Annotated in this window: 19 protein-coding genes; 2 read left to right on the forward strand and 17 right to left on the reverse strand. The window is 62.5% G+C overall.

What is annotated here, in order from left to right; translation table 11 throughout:
* Positions 1-50: 50 nt before the first annotated feature.
* Together mdoH and J1C59_RS11880 are read right to left on the reverse strand one after the other, a co-directional pair.
* Positions 51-2,600 carry a glucans biosynthesis glucosyltransferase MdoH gene (gene mdoH, locus J1C59_RS11875; protein WP_128085667.1) on the reverse strand — a complete coding sequence of 850 codons (2,550 nt, stop codon included), beginning with the start codon at positions 2,598-2,600 and terminating at the stop codon, positions 51-53.
* Positions 2,593-4,128, reverse strand: a complete 1,536-nt coding sequence (locus J1C59_RS11880; protein ID WP_208721868.1) for a glucan biosynthesis protein G — start codon at positions 4,126-4,128, stop codon at positions 2,593-2,595. Before J1C59_RS11880 ends, mdoH begins: the two co-directional genes overlap by 8 nt.
* 267 nt (positions 4,129-4,395) lie before the next feature.
* Between J1C59_RS11880 and mdoC the strand changes: the two genes are divergently transcribed.
* On the forward strand, positions 4,396-5,529 hold the full coding sequence (mdoC, locus tag J1C59_RS11885; protein ID WP_128085666.1) for a glucans biosynthesis protein MdoC: 1,134 nt from the start codon (positions 4,396-4,398) through the stop codon (positions 5,527-5,529).
* 160 nt (positions 5,530-5,689) lie between these two features.
* Here mdoC and J1C59_RS11890 read toward each other — a convergent pair whose 3' ends face one another.
* Positions 5,690-7,150 (reverse strand): phospholipase D family protein, encoded by a 1,461-nt coding sequence (locus J1C59_RS11890; RefSeq protein ID WP_140917187.1) that lies wholly within the window; start codon positions 7,148-7,150, stop codon positions 5,690-5,692.
* A 152-nt stretch (positions 7,151-7,302) separates the two neighbouring features.
* Here J1C59_RS11890 and J1C59_RS11895 point away from each other — a divergent pair, with 152 nt between their 5' ends.
* A complete protein-coding gene (locus J1C59_RS11895) occupies positions 7,303-8,466 on the forward strand; it encodes a glycoside hydrolase family 1 protein (RefSeq protein WP_128086810.1) in 1,164 nt (387 codons plus the stop codon).
* On the opposite strand, the gene J1C59_RS11900 is transcribed toward J1C59_RS11895, so the two are convergent.
* The 14 genes from J1C59_RS11900 to J1C59_RS11965 form a co-directional block, all read right to left on the reverse strand.
* The gene (locus J1C59_RS11900; RefSeq protein ID WP_167498269.1) at positions 8,454-8,627 is read right to left on the reverse strand and encodes a hypothetical protein; all 174 of its coding nucleotides are present in this window, start codon (positions 8,625-8,627) and stop codon (positions 8,454-8,456) included. The two genes, J1C59_RS11895 and J1C59_RS11900, sit on opposite strands and share 13 nt — an antisense overlap.
* 37 nt (positions 8,628-8,664) lie before the next feature.
* Positions 8,665-8,808 carry a hypothetical protein gene (locus J1C59_RS11905; protein WP_167498268.1) on the reverse strand — a complete coding sequence of 48 codons (144 nt, stop codon included), beginning with the start codon at positions 8,806-8,808 and terminating at the stop codon, positions 8,665-8,667.
* Between the two features lie 130 nt (positions 8,809-8,938).
* The gene (locus J1C59_RS11910) at positions 8,939-10,171 is read right to left on the reverse strand and encodes a beta-ketoacyl-ACP synthase (RefSeq protein ID WP_140917193.1); all 1,233 of its coding nucleotides are present in this window, start codon (positions 10,169-10,171) and stop codon (positions 8,939-8,941) included.
* A complete protein-coding gene (locus J1C59_RS11915; RefSeq protein WP_128086812.1) occupies positions 10,171-10,902 on the reverse strand; it encodes a 3-ketoacyl-ACP reductase FabG2 in 732 nt (243 codons plus the stop codon). Before J1C59_RS11915 ends, J1C59_RS11910 begins: the two co-directional genes overlap by 1 nt.
* Complete coding sequence (locus tag J1C59_RS11920; protein ID WP_140917186.1) at positions 10,899-11,375, reverse strand: hotdog family protein; 477 nt, start codon at positions 11,373-11,375, stop codon at positions 10,899-10,901. Before J1C59_RS11920 ends, J1C59_RS11915 begins: the two co-directional genes overlap by 4 nt.
* Positions 11,372-12,526: a beta-ketoacyl-[acyl-carrier-protein] synthase family protein gene (locus tag J1C59_RS11925; RefSeq protein ID WP_140917185.1), complete on the reverse strand. Its 1,155-nt coding sequence runs from the start codon at positions 12,524-12,526 to the stop codon at positions 11,372-11,374. Before J1C59_RS11925 ends, J1C59_RS11920 begins: the two co-directional genes overlap by 4 nt.
* The gene (locus tag J1C59_RS11930) at positions 12,523-13,095 is read right to left on the reverse strand and encodes a DUF3261 domain-containing protein (RefSeq protein WP_128086987.1); all 573 of its coding nucleotides are present in this window, start codon (positions 13,093-13,095) and stop codon (positions 12,523-12,525) included. The genes J1C59_RS11925 and J1C59_RS11930 overlap by 4 nt, the downstream gene beginning before the upstream one ends.
* Positions 13,092-15,398, reverse strand: coding sequence for an MMPL family transporter (locus J1C59_RS11935; protein WP_140917184.1), 2,307 nt, complete (start codon positions 15,396-15,398; stop codon positions 13,092-13,094). Before J1C59_RS11935 ends, J1C59_RS11930 begins: the two co-directional genes overlap by 4 nt.
* Complete coding sequence (locus J1C59_RS11940) at positions 15,385-15,993, reverse strand: outer membrane lipoprotein carrier protein LolA (RefSeq protein WP_128086939.1); 609 nt, start codon at positions 15,991-15,993, stop codon at positions 15,385-15,387. Before J1C59_RS11940 ends, J1C59_RS11935 begins: the two co-directional genes overlap by 14 nt.
* Positions 15,987-16,400: an acyl-CoA thioesterase gene (locus tag J1C59_RS11945; RefSeq protein WP_128086938.1), complete on the reverse strand. Its 414-nt coding sequence runs from the start codon at positions 16,398-16,400 to the stop codon at positions 15,987-15,989. Before J1C59_RS11945 ends, J1C59_RS11940 begins: the two co-directional genes overlap by 7 nt.
* Complete coding sequence (locus tag J1C59_RS11950) at positions 16,393-18,102, reverse strand: glycosyltransferase family 2 protein (RefSeq protein WP_140917183.1); 1,710 nt, start codon at positions 18,100-18,102, stop codon at positions 16,393-16,395. The genes J1C59_RS11945 and J1C59_RS11950 overlap by 8 nt, the downstream gene beginning before the upstream one ends.
* Complete coding sequence (locus J1C59_RS11955) at positions 18,096-18,443, reverse strand: ApeI family dehydratase (protein ID WP_128086972.1); 348 nt, start codon at positions 18,441-18,443, stop codon at positions 18,096-18,098. The genes J1C59_RS11950 and J1C59_RS11955 overlap by 7 nt, the downstream gene beginning before the upstream one ends.
* Positions 18,430-19,749 carry an AMP-binding protein gene (locus J1C59_RS11960; protein WP_140917182.1) on the reverse strand — a complete coding sequence of 440 codons (1,320 nt, stop codon included), beginning with the start codon at positions 19,747-19,749 and terminating at the stop codon, positions 18,430-18,432. The genes J1C59_RS11955 and J1C59_RS11960 overlap by 14 nt, the downstream gene beginning before the upstream one ends.
* Positions 19,746-20,309 (reverse strand): COG4648 family protein, encoded by a 564-nt coding sequence (locus tag J1C59_RS11965; protein WP_128086845.1) that lies wholly within the window; start codon positions 20,307-20,309, stop codon positions 19,746-19,748. Before J1C59_RS11965 ends, J1C59_RS11960 begins: the two co-directional genes overlap by 4 nt.
* Positions 20,310-20,313: the final 4 nt, after the last annotated feature.

Raw genomic sequence — 20,313 nt, forward strand, 5'->3', positions numbered from 1 at the left:
CGCGTCTGTTTCATCCGAAAAAAAAGCGGCATCTCTGCCGCTTTTTCTGATTACGCGTTTTTCAGCGCGTGGGGGTTAAGTGAGAGTTTCTGATAACTCTCTACCCACTGATGATACTTGTCCGCCTCTTCCCACAGTCGGGTGTGAACGCGGGCCAGCACCACCGGGTCGCTGATCAGCTGCAGACGCTGGTCGCGGCTCAGTTTATCCGGGGTATCACTGAGCGCCTGGTCCACACGACGGTCGCGGGCATAGTCCAGTAACTGACTCTGCTTGTGACGCGAGGTCGCCAGCGCCGTGGCCAGCGCGTTAAACGCAGGATGGAACACGGCATGCATAAAGCCATTTTCCAGCGCACGTTCGCGGTTCAGCTCCAGATAGCGGTCGGTGTCGACCAGCTCCTGCGGCGGCGCGTACTCTTCCGGGATCAGGAAGAGCTTCGCCCGCTTGCTCTTCAGCCCCAGCGTCGCGCGGCTCGACATCACCGAAACAAACGGCGACAGGATCAGGGAGAAGACAATTGGCGCGAGCCACCAGAGGAAATTGAGATCCAGCAGGCCCATACCAATCGCCCACACCAGACCCAGTGCCATCTGTGAACCGTGACGTTTAAACGCTTCGCTCCACGGCGTCGCATCATCATCACGCTGTGGCGAGTTCCACACCACTTCCCAGCCCAGGAAGGCGCTGACCACGAAGACCGTATGGAACAGCATGCGCACCGGTGCCAGCAGCACCGAGAACAGCGTTTCCAGCACCAGCGACGCCAGCAGGCGCAGCGGGCCGCCATAGGCTTTCGATCCTTTGAACCAGATCAGCACTACGCTCAGCATCTTCGGCAGGAACAGCAGCACCATCGTGGTCGAGAAGAGCGCGATGGCCAGCTCCGGACGCCACTGCGGCCAGACCGGGAACAGCTGCCGCGGTTGCAGGAAGTAGGTCGGTTCCATCAGCGTGTGCACCACCTGCAGGGCGGTAGACAGCGCCAGGAACATAAACCAGAGCGGCGCCGACAGATAGGACATGACACCGGTGAGGAACACCGCACGGTGAACCGGGTGCATCCCTTTCACCAGGAACAGGCGGAAGTTCATCAGGTTGCCGTGACACCAGCGGCGGTCACGCTTCAGCTCATCCAGCAGGTTCGGTGGCAGCTCTTCATAAGAGCCTGGCAGATCATAGGCAATCCAGACGCCCCAGCCAGCACGACGCATCAGCGCCGCTTCCACGAAGTCATGCGACATGATGGAACCGGCAAAAGAGCCCTCACCCGGCAGCGGCGCCAGTGCGCAGTGCTCGATAAAGGGTTTCACGCGGATAATGGCGTTGTGGCCCCAGTAGTGCGACTCACCCAGCTGCCAGAAGTGCAGACCGGCGGTAAACAGCGGACCGTAGACGCGGGTCGCAAACTGCTGACAGCGCGCATAGAGCGTGTCCATACCGGAGGCTTTCGGCGATGACTGAATGATCCCGGCGTTCGGGTTAGCTTCCATCATGCGCACCAGACCGGTGAGACACTCACCGCTCATCACGCTGTCGGCGTCCAGCACCACCATGTAGCTGTAGTTGCTGCCCCAGCGACGGCAGAAGTCATCGATGTTGCCGCTTTTACGCTTCACACGACGACGACGACGGCGATAGAAGATCCGGCCTGCGCCACCGACATCGCGCACCAGCTCCATCCAGGCTTTCTGTTCGGCGATGGCGATATCCGCATCGTAGCTGTCGCTTAAGATGTAGACGTCGAAGTGATCGGCGTTCCCGGTGCGCACCACAGATTCCCAGGTCGCACGCAGACCCGCGTAAACACGCTCCACATCTTCGTTACAGATAGGCATGATCAGCGCGGTGCGATGCGCCGGATTCAGCGGCTCATCCCCGACCGTCGAGTAGGAGATACTGTACTTATCCCGCCCAATCAGCAGCTGCAGGAAGCCCATCAGGGCCGTCCAGAAGCCGGCAGAGACCCAGCAGAACAGGATCGCAAACAGGAACAGGATACCGGTCTGCAACACATACGGCAGAATCTGCATCACAGACTGCTGCCAGTTCTGGTTGATCATCTCCATCGGATCCAGCAGCGTCCAGCCCTGGTACGGCAGAATACTCTTCATGTACCAGGTGGCGACCACGGTCTGGAAAATGGTCAGGATCAGCAGGATGTAGCGGCGAATCGAACCGACATGACGCCACTTCTCTTCCGCACGCTGCTCTTCCGCATTGGCGTAACGCGGCACCGTTTTGTGTCCACGCAGTGAGTCCCAGGCACGGGCGACCGGGTTGGTGCGCCAGGCTTCCGGGAACATCAGGGAGCGTTTGACTTTCGGCATCGCCTTCAGCGTGGTGCGGTCGAGATCATCTTTGCCCAGCTGCTGGCCGCCGGCCAGTGAATCCGGCCAGGCCATTTCAACCCGCGATGAGACCGATTTTAACGGTGCATCGTCGGGGCGATCGCTGGCGGCGACATCCCTGCCCAGCGCATCATGGATGAAGTGGAACGCCCCGGCATTCTGTAAAGAACCGCTGAGACGTGCCTTCCCTGCCGCATCCAGCGGCAGAGATTCCACATAACGTTGAGGTGTAAAAGTCGATTTATTCATTGGCAGGTAACTGATAGCTCCAGGTTTCCGTCAATGTCTTGTCGCCGCTGACCAGCGCCGCCCGCATTTCGGTGGACTGCTTGGCATCTTTCACACGCAGACGCAACACCAGACGCCAGCCTTTGGTGACCGGGTTATAACGTACGCTCTGCTCAACCACATCGGCATTTTTGCCAACGCTGACCTGTGGCGCAACCTGGCTGTTTTCGGCCATCTTGCTCATGTCTTTACCGACGAAGTCGATGGTAAAGGCCACAGTGCCATCCGGCTGACGCACCAGATTAGACTGCTTCACATCTCCCGCCGAACGCAGGGTATTTTTGACCCAGGCGGTATCGTCGGAGTGCAGCTGGTTTTCGTCACGCGAGAAGTGCAGACGATATTTGAAGTTCATCTCTTTGCCGGGCTCTGGCAGATTCTCCGGCGTCCAGAAGGCAACGATGTTGTCGTTGGTTTCATCCGCCGTCGGGATTTCGACCAGTTCAACCCGGCCTTTACCCCAGTCGCCTAACGGCTCAACCCAGCCGCTTGGACGCAGATCGTAACGATCGTCCAGATCCTGATAGTTGCTGAAGTCACGGCCGCGCTGCAGCAGACCAAAGCCTTTTGGATTTTCAATGGTATAGGTGCTGACCGCCAGATGACGCGGGTTGTTCAGCGGACGCCAGATCCACTCTCCGTTGCCGTTATGGATAGAGAGACCGTCTGAATCGTGCAGCGCCGGACGGAAATTGTTCACCGCAGACGGCTGATTCTGACCAAACAGGAACATACTGGTCAGCGGAGCAATCCCCAGTTTGCCGACGTTATCACGCAGGTAAACCTTCGACTGTACGTCAACCGTTGACGCCTCACCCGGACGCAGCACAAAGCGATACGCCCCGGTCGCACGCGGCGAGTCGAGCAGCGCATAGATCACTAACTGTTTGTCCTGCGGTTTTGGCCGCTCAATCCAGAACTCTTTAAAGCGCGGGAACTCTTCACCGGACGGCAGCGCCGTGTCGATGGCCAGTCCACGCGCCGACAGGCCATAGACCTGACCGGCACCGATGACGCGGAAGTAGCTGGCGCCCAGGAAGCTGGCGATCTCATCGCTTTTACCCTTGTTGTTCAGCGGGTAAAGAACTTTGAAACCGGCAAAACCGAGGTTTTTCACCGCATCGGCGTCATGTTTTACGTTACCGAAATTGAAATAATCGGGGTTGTATTTAATCTCGCGCACCGCGCTGGCGGTCACCTCATTGATCTGCACCGGGGTATCGAAGTACATCCCCTGATGATAGAACTCCAGCTTAAATGGCGTGCGCAGTTTGCCCCAGTACGCTTTATCGTGGTTAAACTGGATTTGCTGATAGTCAGCAAATTTCATTTCACGAAACTGAGAGGGTAAATTGCTTTTAGGCGCTTCGAAGCTTTTCCCTGCCAACGCTTTGGCTTGAACTGCGACATCATCAATATTAAACGCCCAACTGTTGTTGGCATACAACGCCAGCAGAACCGCAGTACCCATCCAGCGTACCTTCATCAGTCCGGCTTTATTTTTTTCTTTAGTCAGCACATCCCCCCCTTTCGTGTGCTTAAATCAAACCCGTTTATCTTAAAGGATTATTCGGTTTTCCGACAGCTTATGCGCAAGATTGTTCCTGCCTTTCAGCAGGCTTTACGCCAGTTTAGGACAATTAGACACTCCGGATTCCACTGATAGTATACCCGCTTTATCGCAGCTAGAATTTCCGACGATGATAATCCGGTTTCAGGGTGAAACCGGCCAACCGTACTAACGAACTGGAACTTTATGAGTACTGTAAAACCTGAACGTGAATACTTCCTCGACTCCATTCGCGCCTACCTGATGTTACTGGGGGTACCGTTTCACGTTTCCCTCATCTACTCCGCGCAGAAATGGGCAGTGAACAGCCAGGAGGCGTCACTGTGGCTGACGCTGCTGAATGATTTTATTCATTCCTTCCGCATGCAGGTCTTTTTTGTCATCTCAGGCTATTTCTCCTACATGCTCTATCTGCGCTATCAGCCCCGGCGGTTCCTGAAGGTGCGCCTGGAGCGTGTCGGGATCCCGATGCTGACGGCGGTGCCGCTCATTACTGTGCCGCAGTTTTTCATGCTGAAGGCCTGGACCGATAAGCTGGCTGACTGGCCCCGCTTCACCCCCTATCAGAAGTTTAATAACCTGATGTGGGAGCTGATCTCTCACCTGTGGTTCCTGGTGGTGCTGGTGATGCTGACCACGCTGGGCATGGTGACGTTTCGCTGGCTGCGCGACCAGCATCGGACCATCGACTACTCGCGGGTCGGCTGGGGCGCTCTGGCGGGCGGCGTGCTGGCGTGGGCGCTGGTGTGGTGTCTGTTCCGTCGTCTGGTGTTTATCTTCCAGCCCAACTGGCTGATGGATGGCCTGTTCAACATCGTGGTGATGCAGACGCTCTTCTACCTGCCGTTCTTTATGCTGGGGGCGCTGGCGTGGAAACATCCGCCGCTGAAAGCGCTGTTTGTGCGGTTTAATCCGGTGATGTGGATCGGCGCGCTGCTGCTGTTCGTCGCCTACTGCGCCAATCAGCGCCTGGGCAGCGGCGATGGCTGGCTGTATGAAACGGATGCCATTATCACGACGCTGATGGGACTCTGTATGCTGAACGTCTGCTTCTGCCTGGGTCACAAACTGCTTAATTCGCACTCGCCGCGCATCATGTATCTGGTTAATGCGTCGCTGTTTATCTATCTGGTGCACCATCCCCTGACGCTGCTGTATGGCATCTATGTCACGCCCCGTATTGAAAACAACACGCTGGGCTTTTTCATGGGGCTGCTGATGGTGTTTGGCATCGCGTTTCTGCTCTATGAGATCCACCTGCGCATCCCGCTACTGCGCTTCCTGTTCTCGGGGAAATTTGAGCGTAAACAGGTGCAATAAGCGCGAGCCGTGACTTCCGGCCGCCAGGCAGAGCGGTAACGTGCCGGGCGCACACGCCACCCCTCAGGAATGCGTGGCGTGGTCGCCCGCGCTGAGCCCGCCTGCAATGGCGGGTTCTGCGTTTTTGCCGGCACGCAGGCTCACGGAACCCGCGTGGCGGTTACAGCAGCCACTCAATCGGCAGACGCCACACTAACCGCACCTGCAGCCGCTGCCACCAGGAGCAGCCCGGTTCATGCTTGTGCACAATCTCCTGCGCCTCGCCGGGATACTCCAGCCAGTTAACCCGCCCCCACTTATCCAGCCGCAGCGTCCAGGCCCGGTCGCGCATCGACTGACTGAAGCGCTGATGTGTCTCGCCGGCCAGCGCTGCACTCTCGATCACCAGTCCCATTTCGGTATTCAGCACCGCAGAACGGGGATCGAAGTTAAACGAGCCAATAAACAGCGTCTGCTGATCCACCGAAAAGGTTTTGGCATGCAGGCTGGAACCGGAGTTACCGGTTAATCCCCGGTCGTGCGGCGCATCCTGCAGGGTCGCCTGCGGTTTCAGTTCATACAGCGCAATCCCGTGGCGCAGCAGTTTCTTTCGCCACTTGGCGTAACCGGCGTGGACAATCGAGACATCGTTGGCCGCCAGCGAGTTGGTCAGAATGGCAATTTTCACCCCTTTGCGCTTCAGCGCCAGCAACTGGGCCACGCCCGCGCGGGTCGGCACAAAATAGGCGGAAATGATGTCGAACTCCTGCTGCGGCGTGCCGATCACCTCCAGCATCCGCTGCGGCAGCAGCGTCCGGGCGCGCGCCTTGCCCAGCCCCTTGCGCGGGTCGTCACTCAGCAGACGCGCCCGCGCCCAGGTCAGGGGCAGCGAGCCTGCCTCCAGCTCCTGCAGCAGCGAGGCGTTTTCCAGCCGCTGCAGATAGCGCTGCACCGGTTCGCTGTGACGCCACTCGGCAGGCAGACTGACGCTGTCCTCTTCCGGCTCCTCGGCATCCAGCACCTGCTGCAGCGGCGACACCGGCTTGCTGTGCCAGTAGCGTTCGAAATCGTCGGCCACTTCGCTGACCACCGGGCCAATCGCCATCACGTCGAGATCGGCAAACAGCGGTTCATTGCCGGTGCCAAAATATTCGTCGCCAATGTTGCGTCCACCGACCACGGTCGTCACCCCATCGACGGTAAAGCTCTTGTTGTGCATCCGGCGATTCAGCCGGGCGAAGTCGGTGAGATAACCCAGCGCGCGCAGGGTACGGAAAGAGAACGGATTAAACAGCCGCACCTCAATACCGGGGTGGCGGTTGAGCTGCGCCAGCGTGTCGTCCAGGCCCGGCGTATTGTTGTCATCCAGCAGCAGGCGCACCTTTACGCCGCGCCGCGCGGCCTCCAGCACGGCGCTGAACAGCAGCCGGCCCGACAGGTCGTTCTGCCAGATGTAATACTGAATATCGAGAGACCGCTCCGCCTTCTGTATCAGCAGATAGCGGGCGGCAAAGGCATCCAGTCCGTCGCTGAGCTGATGAATACCGCTCAGCCCAGGATGGCGCTGACACACAGGCTCCAGCCGGCTTTGCAGCCAGCTGGCACGTTCCGACGACTGAGAGAGCGCAAACGCTTCGGTCATGACAATTCCCTGTAAGATGCTGTTATTTTATTATTCCCCGGCCCGACCCCTGGCGCTATGCCGCTGTTCCGAATGCGTGAAAGTTGCGGCCGTTTTTTAGTCTAGACTTAACCGGACGATCTGTGACCGGCAATGGCCGGCAGGAGAGGAATATGTCTCACTACCCCCTTACAGATACCGGCCCGAGTTACCATCCCAGCCTGTTCCGCAGCTTTTTTCAGGGCAGTTTCCCCTGCTCTGCCGCCTGCCGTACACCCGGCAAACGGCTCGACATGGTGATCAGCAGCGGACACGACATGCTGCTGGAAAAAGATTACGCCGCACTGGCCACACAGCATCTGCTTACCGCGCGTGACGGTGCCCGCTGGTATCTTATCGAAAAGATTCCGGGCCAGTATGACTGGCAGAGCTTTCTGCCGATGGTGGATGCCGCACAGCGTCAGCAGATGGAGATCATCTGGGAGCTGGCCCACTTCGGCTACCCCGACCACCTGAACATCTGGAAGGCGGAGTTTGTCGATCACTTTCGCCGCTACGCCCACGCGATGGCGCTGCTGATGCGCGATCGCGGCATCGAGCGCCCCTTCTTTACCCCGGTCAATCAGATCTCGTTCTGGTCATGGGCCGGGGCGGAGGTTGCCTGGTTTAATCCGCATGCCGCCCGGCGTGGCAGGGAGCTGAAGCGCCAGCTGGTCCGCGCCTCGCTGGCCGCTATTCATGCCATCCGCGAGGTCTATCCCGACGCGCGTTTTGTTCTGACCGATCCGCTGGTGCAGATTGCCCATCATCCCGACAATCCGGACAGCAAGCCGCGCGCCGATGCGCAGCACCAGGCGCAGTTCGAAGCCTGGGATATGCTGGCGGGCCGGGTCGATAAGGAGCTGGGCGGCAGTGAAGATTGCCTGGATATTCTCGGCCTGAACTACTATCCCGACAACCACTGGTTCTTCCCCGATCAGCCGATGTCGCTGATGGAGCCGGAGCGGGTTCCGCTGCATATTCTGCTGGCACAGTGCTGGCAGCGCTATCAGCGCCCGATGCTGATCGCCGAAACCGGCGCAGAGGGTGACGCGCGCGCGCCGTGGCTGCAGGAGATCGCGGAAAATGTGGCGGTGGCGCTGGATCAGGGCATCGCGGTGGAGGGTATCTCGCTCTATCCGGTGGTGGAGTATCCCGCCTGGGCCGACGACCGGCGTTCGCCCGGCCCGCTGCTGGGATTAGCCGATCCCAACGGCAACCGTAACCTGCATGAGGCGTTAGCGCTGGTGCTGCGCAGTCAGCAGATTAAATTTGCCACCCGGAATCAGGCGTGCTGAACACAGTTTTTTTTGGGAGTGCAGGAGTGAACGTCCAGGGAGGGATCGACAGGCTGGCGGATGTCGGTGAACCAGACCATCGTCAGCAGGAATGTCACCCCGATCAGGCAGGCGGCCAGTAAACCAATAATTGCGATCAGTTTATCATCTCCGGAGTCCATCGCCTTCTCCTCATCCAGTCCGTTGACGCTGTGCGTGTCAGCTCATCCAGAGCGTGATCATCAGCACAAAGATTATAAGCGTTACCGAGGTCACCGCAAGCACCACAATCGCAAAGTGCGCATCGTCAAGTGACTGGCGAATCGGCTCGTCCTGATCGTCGGGCGGCAAGGGTAACGACATAACTATCCTGTGAAAATAGGGTCCGCCGGGGCTGTCGCGGTCAAGGAGAGTGTAGAGGAAAGCCCCGTCGCCGTCTGTTTCTTTCGCCCGGAAAATAAACGGGCCCGTCCCCGCGGGCACGGGCCGGCGATCAGACGCCGCGCCAGCGTCTGAAGATCAGCGACGTGTTGATCCCGCCAAAGGCAAAATTGTTGCTCTGGATATAGTCCGTCTCGATCTCGCGAGGCGCGCCCATGATGTAGTCGAGCGCGCCGCCGTCGGCGGCTGGCTGAGTCAGGTTAAGCGTCGGCGCAAACCACCCTTCCCGCATCATCTCGATGCTCATCCAGGCTTCCAGCGCCCCGCAGGCGCCCAGGGTATGCCCGAAGTAAGATTTCAGCGAGGAGATAGGCGTAGCGTTCCCGAACACCGCGGCCGTCGCCAGGCTTTCCGCCATGTCACCCCGTTCAGTCGCCGTGCCGTGCGCATTGACATAACCGATTTCGGCCGCCGTGATCCCGGCGCTCTGCAACGCCCGCTCAATACAGATCTGCATGGTTTCCCGCTGCGGCTGGGTGATGTGCGCGGCATCGCAGTTGGTGTGGAAGCCGATCAGTTCGGCGTAGATCGTCGCGCCACGAGCCTGCGCATGCGCCAGCGACTCCAGGATCAGCGTGCCCGCTCCCTCGCCAATCACCAGGCCATCGCGCTGCTGGTCGAACGGCGCCGGGGTGGTGTGCGGCGCGTCGTTGCGCTGGCTGGTGGCAAACAGGGTGTCGAACACCGCCGCTTCCGACGGGCAGAGCTCCTCCGCCCCGCCAGCCACCATCACCGTCTGATAACCGTGGCGAATCGCCTCCCAGGCATAGCCAATCGCCTGGCTGCCGGAGGTGCAGGCGCTGGAGGTGGGGATCACCCGTCCGCGCAGGCCAAAAAAGAGCCCGGCGTTGACGGCGGTGGTGTGCGGCATCATCTGCACGTAAGTAGTGCCGGTAATGTTGTTGGTGTGCTTTTCGGTCAGCATGGTGGCGAACTCGCTCACCGGCCCGGTGCTGCCGGTCGATGAACCATAGGCGATGCCGGTTTCGCCGCTGGTCAGGACCGGATGATCAATCAGGCCCGCCTGGGTCAGCGCCAGTTCGGTCGCCCGGGTCGCCAGCAGCGACACGCGGCCCATCGCCCGGATACGCTTGCGGGTGTAGTGCGCGGGCAGCGTGAAGGCGTCCACCGGCGCGCCCAGCAGGGTGTGCAGTCCGTCATAGACCTGCCACTCTGGCATAAAGCGCACCGCGTTGCGGCCTGCGCGGATGCGGGCTGCGATCTCAGCCCAGGATTCACCAAAGGCGGTCACGCCTCCCATTCCGGTAACGACAACGCGCTGCATCACAACATGCCTCCGTTAATCGAAATGACCTGACGCGTGACGTAGCCTGCGATATCGGACATCAGATAGCTCGCCAGGCCCGCGACCTCTTCAGCGGCGCCCATGCGCTTCATCGGCACGAGTTTCATCGCCTCATCCACCACCTGCGGTGCCAGCCCTTCCATGCCGGTATCGATCAGGCCGGGCGCGATGCAGTTAACGGTGATTTTGCGTTTGGCCAGCTCAATCGCCAGCGCTTTGGTGGCGCCGATAATGCCCGCCTTGGCCGCGCTGTAGTTGACCTGCCCGCGATTCCCCATTAGCCCGGAGACCGATGAGAGCGTAATGATGCGGCCACCGCGTCGCAGGCCGATCATCGGCATCACGCAGGGCTGGATCACGTTGTAGAAGCTGTCGAGATTGGTGTGGATAACGCTGTCCCACTCCTGATCCGTCAGGGCCGGAAAGGCCGCATCGCGGGTGATACCCGCATTGCTGACCACGCCGTAATAGGCGCCATGCTCTGCAATGTCCGCCTCCAGCGCGGCGCGGGTGGCCGCCCGATCCGCGACATCAAAGCCCAGCAGACGGCCGCTGCCGCCAGCGGCCTCGATCTGCTGCAGGCACTGCTCAGCCCCGGCGCGATCGCGATTAAAATGGACGATAATCTGATAGCCATCCTGGGCAAGACGCAGCGCAATGGCGCGGCCGATGCCTTTACTGGCGCCCGTGACTAATACCGACTCTGTCATGGCTGTTTTCCTTGTAACATTAATTGCTGTAATTCTGCTTCATTGGGTTGATACGTATTCAGGCGACCGCTGGCAAGCAGTTGCGTGCCGGTGCGGATCTCACCTTCAAAACTGCCCATGCGGTCGTCACGCATCAGCAGGGTCATGCGGATATCCAGGGTGACCGCCGCGGGAAACAGCGGCTGCTCCGCCCGCCAGCCGCGTCCACCCAGCAGCATGCCGGGCGGGACCAGGGTCGCGCCGCCCTGCCGGGCGTGCCAGCCCGACCAGACGCCCACGGTCTGCGCCATCATCTCGACGCCGAACCACGCGGGCAGTTCGCCCCCGGGCGTCAGAAACGGCGCCAGCACGCCCTCTGCCGCGGTCGAAACCTGACAGTGAACCTGCAGGTCATCGACGGCGATCAGCTGATCGAGCATCAGCATCGGTGCAGCGTGCGGCAGCCAGTGCGCCGCAGGAGAAGGAAAAATCATGAAACACGTCCCAGAATCAGACAGGTATTGTTGCCGCCAAAGGCGAATGAGTTAGAGGCGATGACGGGCCGCTGCAGCGCCTGCGGCCGTAACAGCAGGCCGAAGTCCGGCAGGCGCGTATCCTGCGCCGCCTCGCTGAAATCCTGCGCGGGCAGTGGCAGGTTCTCCTGCAGGATCAGCGCACTGAGGGCCGCTTCGCACACGCCCGCCGCGCCGAGCGTATGGCCGGTCAGATGTTTGGTCGAGCTGCACGGCACGCGGTCACTGAACAGGCGCTGGATCACCCCGGCCTCCATCTGATCGTTAAGCGGCGTGGCGGTGCCGTGCAGATTGATATAGCCGATCTGCTCCGGCTGCAGGCTGGCCCGCTGCAGCGCCATCCGCATCGCCCGTTCCGCACCTTCGCCTTCGGGATGCGGCGCGGACATATGCCAGGCGTCAGAAGATTCGCCCGCGCCCAGCAGCGCCAGTGGCTGCGGCTCGCGGGTCAGCAGCATCAGCGCGGCCCCTTCCCCAATGGAGATGCCGTCGCGATCGCGGCTGAAGGGCGCGCAGCGCCGTTCGGAAAGCGAGGCCAGGCTGTCAAATCCGTTGATCGGCATCCGGCTCAGCGAGTCGGCGCCGCCAACCAGCGCCACATCGGCCAGTCCCGCCGCGATCAGCCGTTCGCCACTGATGATGGCACGGGCGCTGGAGGAGCAGGCGGTGGAAATGGTGTAGGCCGGGCCATCCAGACGCAGATAGTGCGCCAGAAAACGGGAAGGATCGCCCAGCTCCTGCATCTGGTAGTGATAATCGGGCTGCCTGCCGCGGATCTGCTCGTCGCCCTCATCCACCCCGGAGGTGCTGGTGCCCAGCACGATCGCAACCCGGCTGGCGCCGTAGCGGGCAATCGCCGCGTCGAGCGCCGGACGGATCTGCGCCAGCGCGGCCAGCAGCAGCTGATTATTGCGGGTATTGTGCGCGCGCAGGGCAGCCGGGATCGGCGGTAGCGCCCCCCCGACCCGCCCAAGCCAGCAGGCACGCCCGTTGCTCAGCCAGCCCTGACAGCGCTGCATGCCAGGCGCCGCCCCTGCTTTCAGGTTCGCCGCAATCTGCTGGCTGTCGTTCCCCAGGGCATTCAGCATGCCGGTGGCCGCGATATAGATCATGAGGCGTCCAGCTGTTGAATGTGGATCTGATAGCCAAAAGCATGCTGCCGGATGCTGATCGGCTGGCGCTGATGACCGCGTTGCAGATAGTCAATTTCGGTCACCAGATGGTGATCGGCATCGATCAGTTTACGCGTCAGCCCCTGATCCTGTAGCGTCCAGCCCGGCGGCAGCACGGCCTGCCAGCGCGCCACAGGCCAGTAGCTGAGCATGATATCCGCCAGAACCTGACTGGCCGGCGGCATCTGCGGCAGCGGCATCAGCTGCTCGGTGTGGATACCGCGGGCGTCGTAACGCAGGCTGAACAGCCGGATACCCACCGAGGAGAGTCCCGCCAGATCGATCTGCTGCTTATCGGCGCTGAGCAGCACCAGCAGCGACTGGCTCTGCCCTTTTACCTGCCCGGTCAGCAACTGCTGCTGCTGAAAAGCGGGTTCAATCCCCGGCGACGGCAGCGTGACTTTCACGCCCGGCTTCAGCCAGGCGGTGGGACGGCTGCTGTCAGGGGCCGGTCCGGCGCAGGCGCTGAGCAGCAGAGCCGTCAGCAGAACGGAGGCGGCACGGATCATCGTTTACTCCTTGATCGGGTGGGTCGCATCGCCAGCGGCGACAGCAGAAACGCGCTGAAGATGCCGCTGCATAAAACGGTGCCAAAACTGGCAATCGCGCTGGTGCTGCTGAACACCAGCATCCCCAGCGTCAGTAAAGTGGTGATCATCGCCAGCGACACCGCCAGCAGCGAGGTAAGCGGCGTTCCCTGCGGATTGCTGAAAAAGAGCGTGTAGTTGATGCCGATCCCCAGCACCAGAATCAGCGCCAGCAGGGCAAACAGGTTCAGCGAGGCGCCCGTCCAGCCCAGCGTCGACAGCGCTACCGCCAGCGACAGTACCGACGGCAGCGCGCTGCGCAGACCCGCGCTGACGCCCAGCCGCAGCACAAAGCTCAGCGTAATCAGCGCCAGCGCCAGTGCCAGAAGGCCGCCGAGCAGGCTGCGCCAGAAGCTGAACAGCGCGTCGTAGCTCGCCTTGCGGTCGATCCAGCTGACGCCCGGATGCTGCGCCGCCAGCGCCGCGAGGGCTGCGCTGTTCTCTGCACCACTGACCGGTACCAGCACCCCGCTGCGCCCGTCCGGCAGCGTCAGCCAGAGCAGCCGCCACCCTTCGCTCAGCGGGCTCGCCAGCCAGGCTGACGGCGTGACCGGCATCGGGCTCAGATCCGGCTCGGCCAGCGCCATCCCGGCCTGCTGCAGACGGGCCCGGATGTGCGGCGCGGCCTGGTTCAGCAGCCGGATATCCTGCTGCTGACGGGCCAGCGACGACAGCGGCAACAGGCGATAGTGCTGCAGCCAGCCCTGCTGCTGCGCCTGCTGCAGATCCGGGGCCAGGGTTTCCAGCCGCTGCAGCGTCTGCTGCGCATCCTGACCCCAGACGACAAACCAGGTCTGATCGGCGCGCTGTCCGGTCAGGCTGGCCAGCTGGCGATCCTGCTCCAGCAGATGGGCCGGGGCACTTTGCAGATGCGCGATATCATCATCCACCTTCAGCTGGGCGATCCCGGCCACGGCGACGATCGCCATCGCCAGCGGCAGTCCCACGCGCAGCCCGCGCTGGCGACGCCAGGCGGCCAGCCAGCGGGCCAGCGTCACCATGAACGGCACCGGGCGTACCGGCAGGCCGCGAACCAGCCAGGGATAAATCAGGATCACCGTCAGGCAGGAGGCGGTTAATCCGCTGGCGGCAAACACCGCCAGCTGGCGCAGTCCCGGAAACGGTGCCAGCAGCATCAGCAGCCAGGCGATGGCGGTGGTCGCGAGCGCCAGCAGCAGCGTGCCGCGCACTTTACGCAGGCTCTGCCACGGCGTCTGCTGATCGCCGTGCACCATCCGTTCGGTGAGATAGTAGAGCGTGTAGTCCGCCGAGATGCCGACGATACTCAGGCTCATCACCAGCGTCATCAGATGCAGTTCACCGAAGCAGAGCAGCGTAACCACCGTGCCCGCCAGCGCGCCGACCGCCACGGAGCTCACCGTCAGCAGCAGCGGCCGCAGCGAACGGAAGACCAGCAGCACCAGCAGCAGCACGCCTCCCAGCGTCACGCTGCCCAGCGTTTTCACATCATGCTGCGCCCGCTGGCTGGCGCTGTCGCTGAACAGCACCGTGCCGCGCGTCAGCAATGTTGCCTGCGGCCAGCGCTGTTTCAGCTGCTGCTCCAGCGCGCTGAGCCGGGTCACCAGCGCATGGCTCTGCTCAATACTGAAGGCGTTGCTGGCCAGTTCACCGTGCAGAAAATACCACTGTTTTCCCTGCGCATCCCTGACCGTCAGCCAGCCGTCATGCAGCACCATGCGCCCGGCATTGCCGGCCAGCGCCAGCTGTGAACCCCGCACCAGCATCAGCGGGTCGCCCTGCAGCTCCTGACTGCTGACGCCAGAGAAGGCCGAAAAGAGCTGCCCCAGCAGCCACTCCGCCTGCGCCTCGCCGCCGTTCTGCAACCGGCTGCGGGTCGCCTCATCGATTAATCCATTGCGGTGCTGCCAGGCGAACCGGCCCCACTGCTGCTGCTGCTGTGCACCGAGATCGCCCTCGACCTGTTTCAGCTCAGGCAGCGCGCGCAGTTGCGCCAGCCACCAGGCCGCCATCTGAGGATCGTCCTGTTCACCGGGCGAAACCAGCCAGACCAGCTGGCGATCCAGCCGCTGCATAAAGCCCTGCTGCAGCGCCGGTGGCGCAGCGCCGAGATTCTGCTGCGGCAGCAGCGCCAGCACGCTGCTGTTAAGCTGGCTGCGCGGCAGCAGAAAGGCGAGCGCCGCCGCCAGCAGCAGGCAGAGCAGCAGCCACAGGAGAGCCAGCCTGCGATCGTTACGGCCCGGCAAAACGCGTCTTCTCTTCGTCGCTCAGCTGCGGCGGTTCGGTTCGGGTGCGGGTCAGCTCAATCCGGGTTTTATCCCCCTGCCGGTCATCCAGGCTGATGCTGTCCAGGAAGGTGCTGCCCGCCAGCGAGATGCGGTTAAAGATTTTGTTGAGCGGCGCGGCCTTCGGCGTCAGATCCAGCGTCCAGGCGCCGTTGCCGCGATCGCTGAAGGCCACGCTGAAGTTGTCATTGAGGACTTTTTGATCGGCCTGGAACAGCGCCCGCAGCAGATGGTTAAACTGAAACATTTGTGGATTGCTCTCGGCGGTGATCACCTGCGGCTTCTGGCCGCTGAGGCTCTGCACCATGCGTTTATCATCCAGCAGCAGCGTCATCACAAACGGCGTCTGCTGATGCCACCATAATCCCTGCTCGCGGGCGATCAGCATCTGCCCGTGCGACACCAGCGGCTGGCGCATTCCGGCGATGGTGCGCGTCTGGGTAAAGTCGGCCCGGATCACCGGCTGGCTGGCAAAGCGCTGCTGCAGCTGATCCAGCGTGACCGCGCTGGCGGCACTGGCCCACAACAGCAGGCCGGTAAGCACGATTTTCAGCATCCTTTCACTCCTAAACGTTCCAGTAGAATATCGGGCGACACGAAGCACAACGTCTGGGTCGCCTGTCCGACCGCCACCTGCAGCGTATGGGCTTTGGTGGTGACCTCCCCGGCAGCGTTGCGGACCTCATAGTCAATGCGCAGGCGATTCTCATATTCGGTAATCCGGGCGCTGACGCGAATCGTCTCTTCACAGCGCAGGGGCTGGCGATATTTTACCCGGGTATCCACCACCGGCCAGACGTAGCCGCTGGCGGCCATCTCGGCGTAGCTGTAGTTAATGCTGCGCAGCAGGGCCTCGCGCGCCACCTCAAAATAGCGGAAATAGTTGCCGTGCCAGACCACGCCCATGGGATCGCAGTCGTGGAATGAGACAGTCAGCACAACCTCAGCATGATGTTCAGTCATGGTCAGTCCCCTTGTGATGTGCCTGTGGATCAGGCAGCGTCCAGAAATCGAAAAAGTTAAACCAGTCGAGCGGCGCCAGCAGAGCGTAATGACCCAGCCGCGCCGCATAGCGATCGACCGCCTGCTGCAGCGCCTGCTGACGTGCGGCGCGGGGCAGCAGCAGCGGATCGGCGAACGGCTCACAGTGCACCCGCAGTTTACCCTGTTGTCGCAGCGCGAACATCAGCAGCACCGGGCAGCGCAACGCGGCCGCCAGCACAAAGGGCCCCTGCGGAAAGGGCGCGGCCCGGCCCAGAAACTCGCTCCAGATCACCCGGCGCGCCCCGCCCCGCTGCGGATTGACCGCGGTGCGATCGCCGACAATTGCCACCCATTCGCCCGCCTCCAGCTTCTGCTGCAGCAGGATCGCCGTTTCCGGCCCGATATCGCTGACCGGCATCAGATTTACGCCCGCCTGCGGCGCGATCGTTTCCAGCACCGCCCGGAAACGCCGGGCGTTATCGGTAAAGACCAGGGCATTAATCACCAGCCCGCTGACCTGCTGCGCCATCGCCCGGCAGGCTTCGATGTCGCCGAGATGGGAGGCGAGGATCAGCTTACCCTGCGGCGAGGGCGCACGGATCACCGCTTCCGCACCCGGCGCAAAATCGATATCGCGGCCCCAGCGCAGATCGCCGCGCCAGCTGGCGACTTTATCCAGCATCGCCCCGGCGAAGCGCAGAAAATGGCGGTAGCTGTTGAGCCGTGGCGGTAACGCAACCTGCTGCTGCTGCGCGGCCGCAGAGACCTGCGCCAGCCACTGCCGGGAGGCGCGCCGCGCACGCTGCCCGCTGAGCCAGTAGACCGCCACCACCGGCCAGAGCAGCAGCGTAAAGGGCAGCCGCCCGCCGTAGCGATAGACCGCCAGCATAAAGCGCAATCCCCACTGTCCGCGACGTTCACTTTCCACCGACCAGTGCGCGGGCGGCTTACGCATCGCCAGCAGACGGGGAATGCGCGGCAGCATGCCGAAAAAGAGCCGGGTATGCATCCAGGAGATCCGCAGATTGTCGTAGAGCGCATCGAAGTGCGACAGCCCGGTCGCCGGATAGGTGACGCGGGTCGGGATAAAGCGGCTGCGGGTGCCCTGCCAGTAGAGCCGCACCATGATCTCGGTGTCGAAATCCATACGCTGGCCGATGGCCCGGCGATCGCACAGCGCCAGCGTCGCCGCCAGCGGATAGACGCGGAAGCCGCACATGCTGTCGCAGATCGACAGCGACAGCGTTTCGATCCAGACCCAGAAGTGGGTGATGTAGCGGCCATACAGGCGGGATTTGGGGATCGAGTCGTCGTAGCGCGGCTGGCCGGAGATCAGCGCGTCGGGATAGCGGGCCGCTTCCGCCAGCATCAGCGGCAGATCCTCCACCTGATGCTGGCCGTCGGCATCCAGCTGCACCGCGTGGGTGAAGCCGCGTGCCGCCGCCGCCCGCAGACCGTGGATCACCGCCGCGCCCTTGCCCTGGTTGCGCGCCAGCCGCAGCAGGCTGAGCTGCGGCGCGTGCAGCGTCGCCAGCTGAAGCTGGGTGGCCGCATCGCTGCCGTCATCCACCACGATCACCGGCAGATTAAACGGGGCCAGCCGCGCCACCACCGACGCCATCATCGCGCCGTGGTTGTAGCAGGGGATCACCACACAGGGCGAGAAGGTATTGTTTAACACAGCTGGATCTTCCCGCTGCTGGCGATCTGCTCGCCCTCCTCTTTCAGCAGGCTGTAGCGGAAGCTCAGCCGCGATTTTGCGGCGTCCCAGTCGAGACGCAATTGCAGCAGCGAGTCGGGCAGTACCGGCTGCTGAAATTTGATGTTGTCCATTACGGCAAACTGTTTACCGGGCGCCAGCAGCGACACCCCATAGTGCATCACCCAGTTGAGCTGGGCCACGCCGGGCAGAATCGGCAGGTCCGTGAAGTGACCCCGGAACCAGAACAGTCCGGCCTCCACCTGCAGGGTCAGCGTTACGCTCTGATCCTGCTGCTGTCGGCTGCGTTCAATCGGTAACATGAAAAAGTTCCTCTATTTGCGGCCAGGCGCGTTTACTCTGCGCCGTAACCGGAATGGCCGGGACAACCCGCCAGTAACGCGGCATCGCCAGCGGTTCCAGCCAGCGCTGAAGCTGCCGTTTCCACTGCTGCCTGCGCCGGTGGAGTGCGGCGTCATCCAGCGGTGTGTTCAGCGACAGCACCACGCCTATCGCCTGACGTTCATGACGGGTGATCACCAGCGCCGCTGCATCCGCGACCTCTGGCAGACTGAGCAGGCGGCGCTCTATCTCGCTCAGTGAGAGGCGCTTATCGCCGATTTTCACGATGCGGTCGTGCCGGCCCGCCAGCCGGAAACCGCCGTCCGGCTGCATATCAATACGATCGTCCAGCGGCAGCCCGCTGGCGTTGCCAATCAGCGGCGACCAGACCTGCCAGCGATCGGGCGCGCTCTGCGCCAGCCTGACCTCAGGAAACGCACGCCAGGACGGCGCCGGCCGATCGCAGACGCGCCAGGCCAGCACGCCGGTTTCGGTGCTGCCGTAGATCTCACTGACCGGGCAGCCAAAACGCTGCCAGACCTGCTGCGCATCGGCGTCGCGCAGCACGCCGCCGGCAGAGACGATCCGTTCACAGACGGGCGCGGCAAGCGCATCGTCCAGCCGCGATAAAAAGGCCGGGCTGCTGACGAAGAGATAACGCCCGTCACGCGGCAGCTGGGCCAGCTGTTCGCCATAGAAGATCGGCTGGGCGGCAAACGGCAGCCGGAGCATCATGGGCAGAAAGAGCCGGAAAGATAACCCGTAGAGATGCTGATGGCTGACCGAGGCGATCACCCGGCAGCCCGGCAAGCGCGCGCCCCACAGCGTGCTGATCCAGCGGCTCTCCTGCTCCATCGCCGCCAGCGTCCTGACGACCTCACGCGGCGTGCCGGTCGATCCCGAGGTAAACAGCACCAGTTCGGCCTGCGCAGGCAGCGGCGGCAGCGGTTCCGGCGCTTCGGCGTCGTCCCAGGCCAGCTGCGGCAAAGTCACCGCCAGCGGCATGTCGCACACCACCCCATCGAGCCGCGCCTGCATCTCATTCAGCAGAGCGGCGCGACAGTGGCCTGGCATCACCGGCGTTTTACCGGCATACCAGCAGGCCAGCAGCGCCACGCAAAAGCGGTAGCTGTCATCAAAACAGAGCGCCCAGTGCGTGCCGGGCCGGGCCGCCAGCCGCTGGCTCAGCGCCACGACCTGACGGTACATGCTGCTCAGCATCAGAGGCCGATCGCCACGCCAGGCGACCTCGCGGTCGGGGCCGGTCAGCCATGCCGCCACCCTCACCCTTGACGCCTCACGCGCTGCCGGACACACCACTCCGCACCCATCAGCAGCCCGATTAACAGGTAGCTGATGCCGCCGTTCCACAGCGTCCAGAGCCGCAGATCGCCCCACAGGCAGGTGGCCAGCGCCACGCTGCCGTTGACCATAAAAAAGAGACACCAGATGCGGGTCACGCGCCGGGTATAGCGCACGGCCGCTGCGGGCAGATCGGGCTCGCGCAGCCGGGCAATGCGCTCCACCAGCGGCATTCCGCGCCAGAGGGAGCCGCCAAAGACCAGCAGCAGCGCCAGATTAACGGCGACCGGATACCAGAGCAGCAGATGCTGCGCGCGCAGAAGCTGGCTGCTGACGCAAAGCAGTGCGCCGAGCAGCGCCAGCCAGCCCATCACGGCACCCATCGCATGATGCTGACGCCGCAGCTGCAGTCCGCGCAGCCCAAACAGCAGCGCCAGCAGCCAGAAGAGTCCCTGCCAGCGCGGCTGCGTCACGGCCAGCCAGACCAGCAGGGGCCAGACCAGCAGCGTAAGCAGATTCAGCAGGCGCAGGAGAGCAGCAGGCACGGCA

It is taken from the genome of Pantoea deleyi (assembly GCF_022647325.1).
Lineage (GTDB): Bacteria > Pseudomonadota > Gammaproteobacteria > Enterobacterales > Enterobacteriaceae > Pantoea > Pantoea deleyi.

Bases quoted from the DNA above. Each gene is read 5' to 3' on its own strand.
- mdoH (WP_128085667.1), bottom strand. From the start codon at position 2,600: ATGAATAAATCGACTTTTACACCTCAACGTTATGTGGAATCTCTGCCG.
- mdoC (WP_128085666.1), top strand. From the start codon at position 4,396: ATGAGTACTGTAAAACCTGAACGTGAATACTTCCTCGACTCCATTCGC.
- J1C59_RS11890 (WP_140917187.1), bottom strand. From the start codon at position 7,150: ATGACCGAAGCGTTTGCGCTCTCTCAGTCGTCGGAACGTGCCAGCTGG.
- J1C59_RS11895 (WP_128086810.1), top strand. From the start codon at position 7,303: ATGTCTCACTACCCCCTTACAGATACCGGCCCGAGTTACCATCCCAGC.
- J1C59_RS11900 (WP_167498269.1), bottom strand. From the start codon at position 8,627: ATGGACTCCGGAGATGATAAACTGATCGCAATTATTGGTTTACTGGCC.
- J1C59_RS11905 (WP_167498268.1), bottom strand. From the start codon at position 8,808: ATGTCGTTACCCTTGCCGCCCGACGATCAGGACGAGCCGATTCGCCAG.
- J1C59_RS11910 (WP_140917193.1), bottom strand. From the start codon at position 10,171: ATGCAGCGCGTTGTCGTTACCGGAATGGGAGGCGTGACCGCCTTTGGT.
- J1C59_RS11915 (WP_128086812.1), bottom strand. From the start codon at position 10,902: ATGACAGAGTCGGTATTAGTCACGGGCGCCAGTAAAGGCATCGGCCGC.
- J1C59_RS11920 (WP_140917186.1), bottom strand. From the start codon at position 11,375: ATGATTTTTCCTTCTCCTGCGGCGCACTGGCTGCCGCACGCTGCACCG.
- J1C59_RS11925 (WP_140917185.1), bottom strand. From the start codon at position 12,526: ATGATCTATATCGCGGCCACCGGCATGCTGAATGCCCTGGGGAACGAC.
- J1C59_RS11930 (WP_128086987.1), bottom strand. From the start codon at position 13,095: ATGATCCGTGCCGCCTCCGTTCTGCTGACGGCTCTGCTGCTCAGCGCC.
- J1C59_RS11940 (WP_128086939.1), bottom strand. From the start codon at position 15,993: ATGCTGAAAATCGTGCTTACCGGCCTGCTGTTGTGGGCCAGTGCCGCC.
- J1C59_RS11945 (WP_128086938.1), bottom strand. From the start codon at position 16,400: ATGACTGAACATCATGCTGAGGTTGTGCTGACTGTCTCATTCCACGAC.
- J1C59_RS11955 (WP_128086972.1), bottom strand. From the start codon at position 18,443: ATGTTACCGATTGAACGCAGCCGACAGCAGCAGGATCAGAGCGTAACG.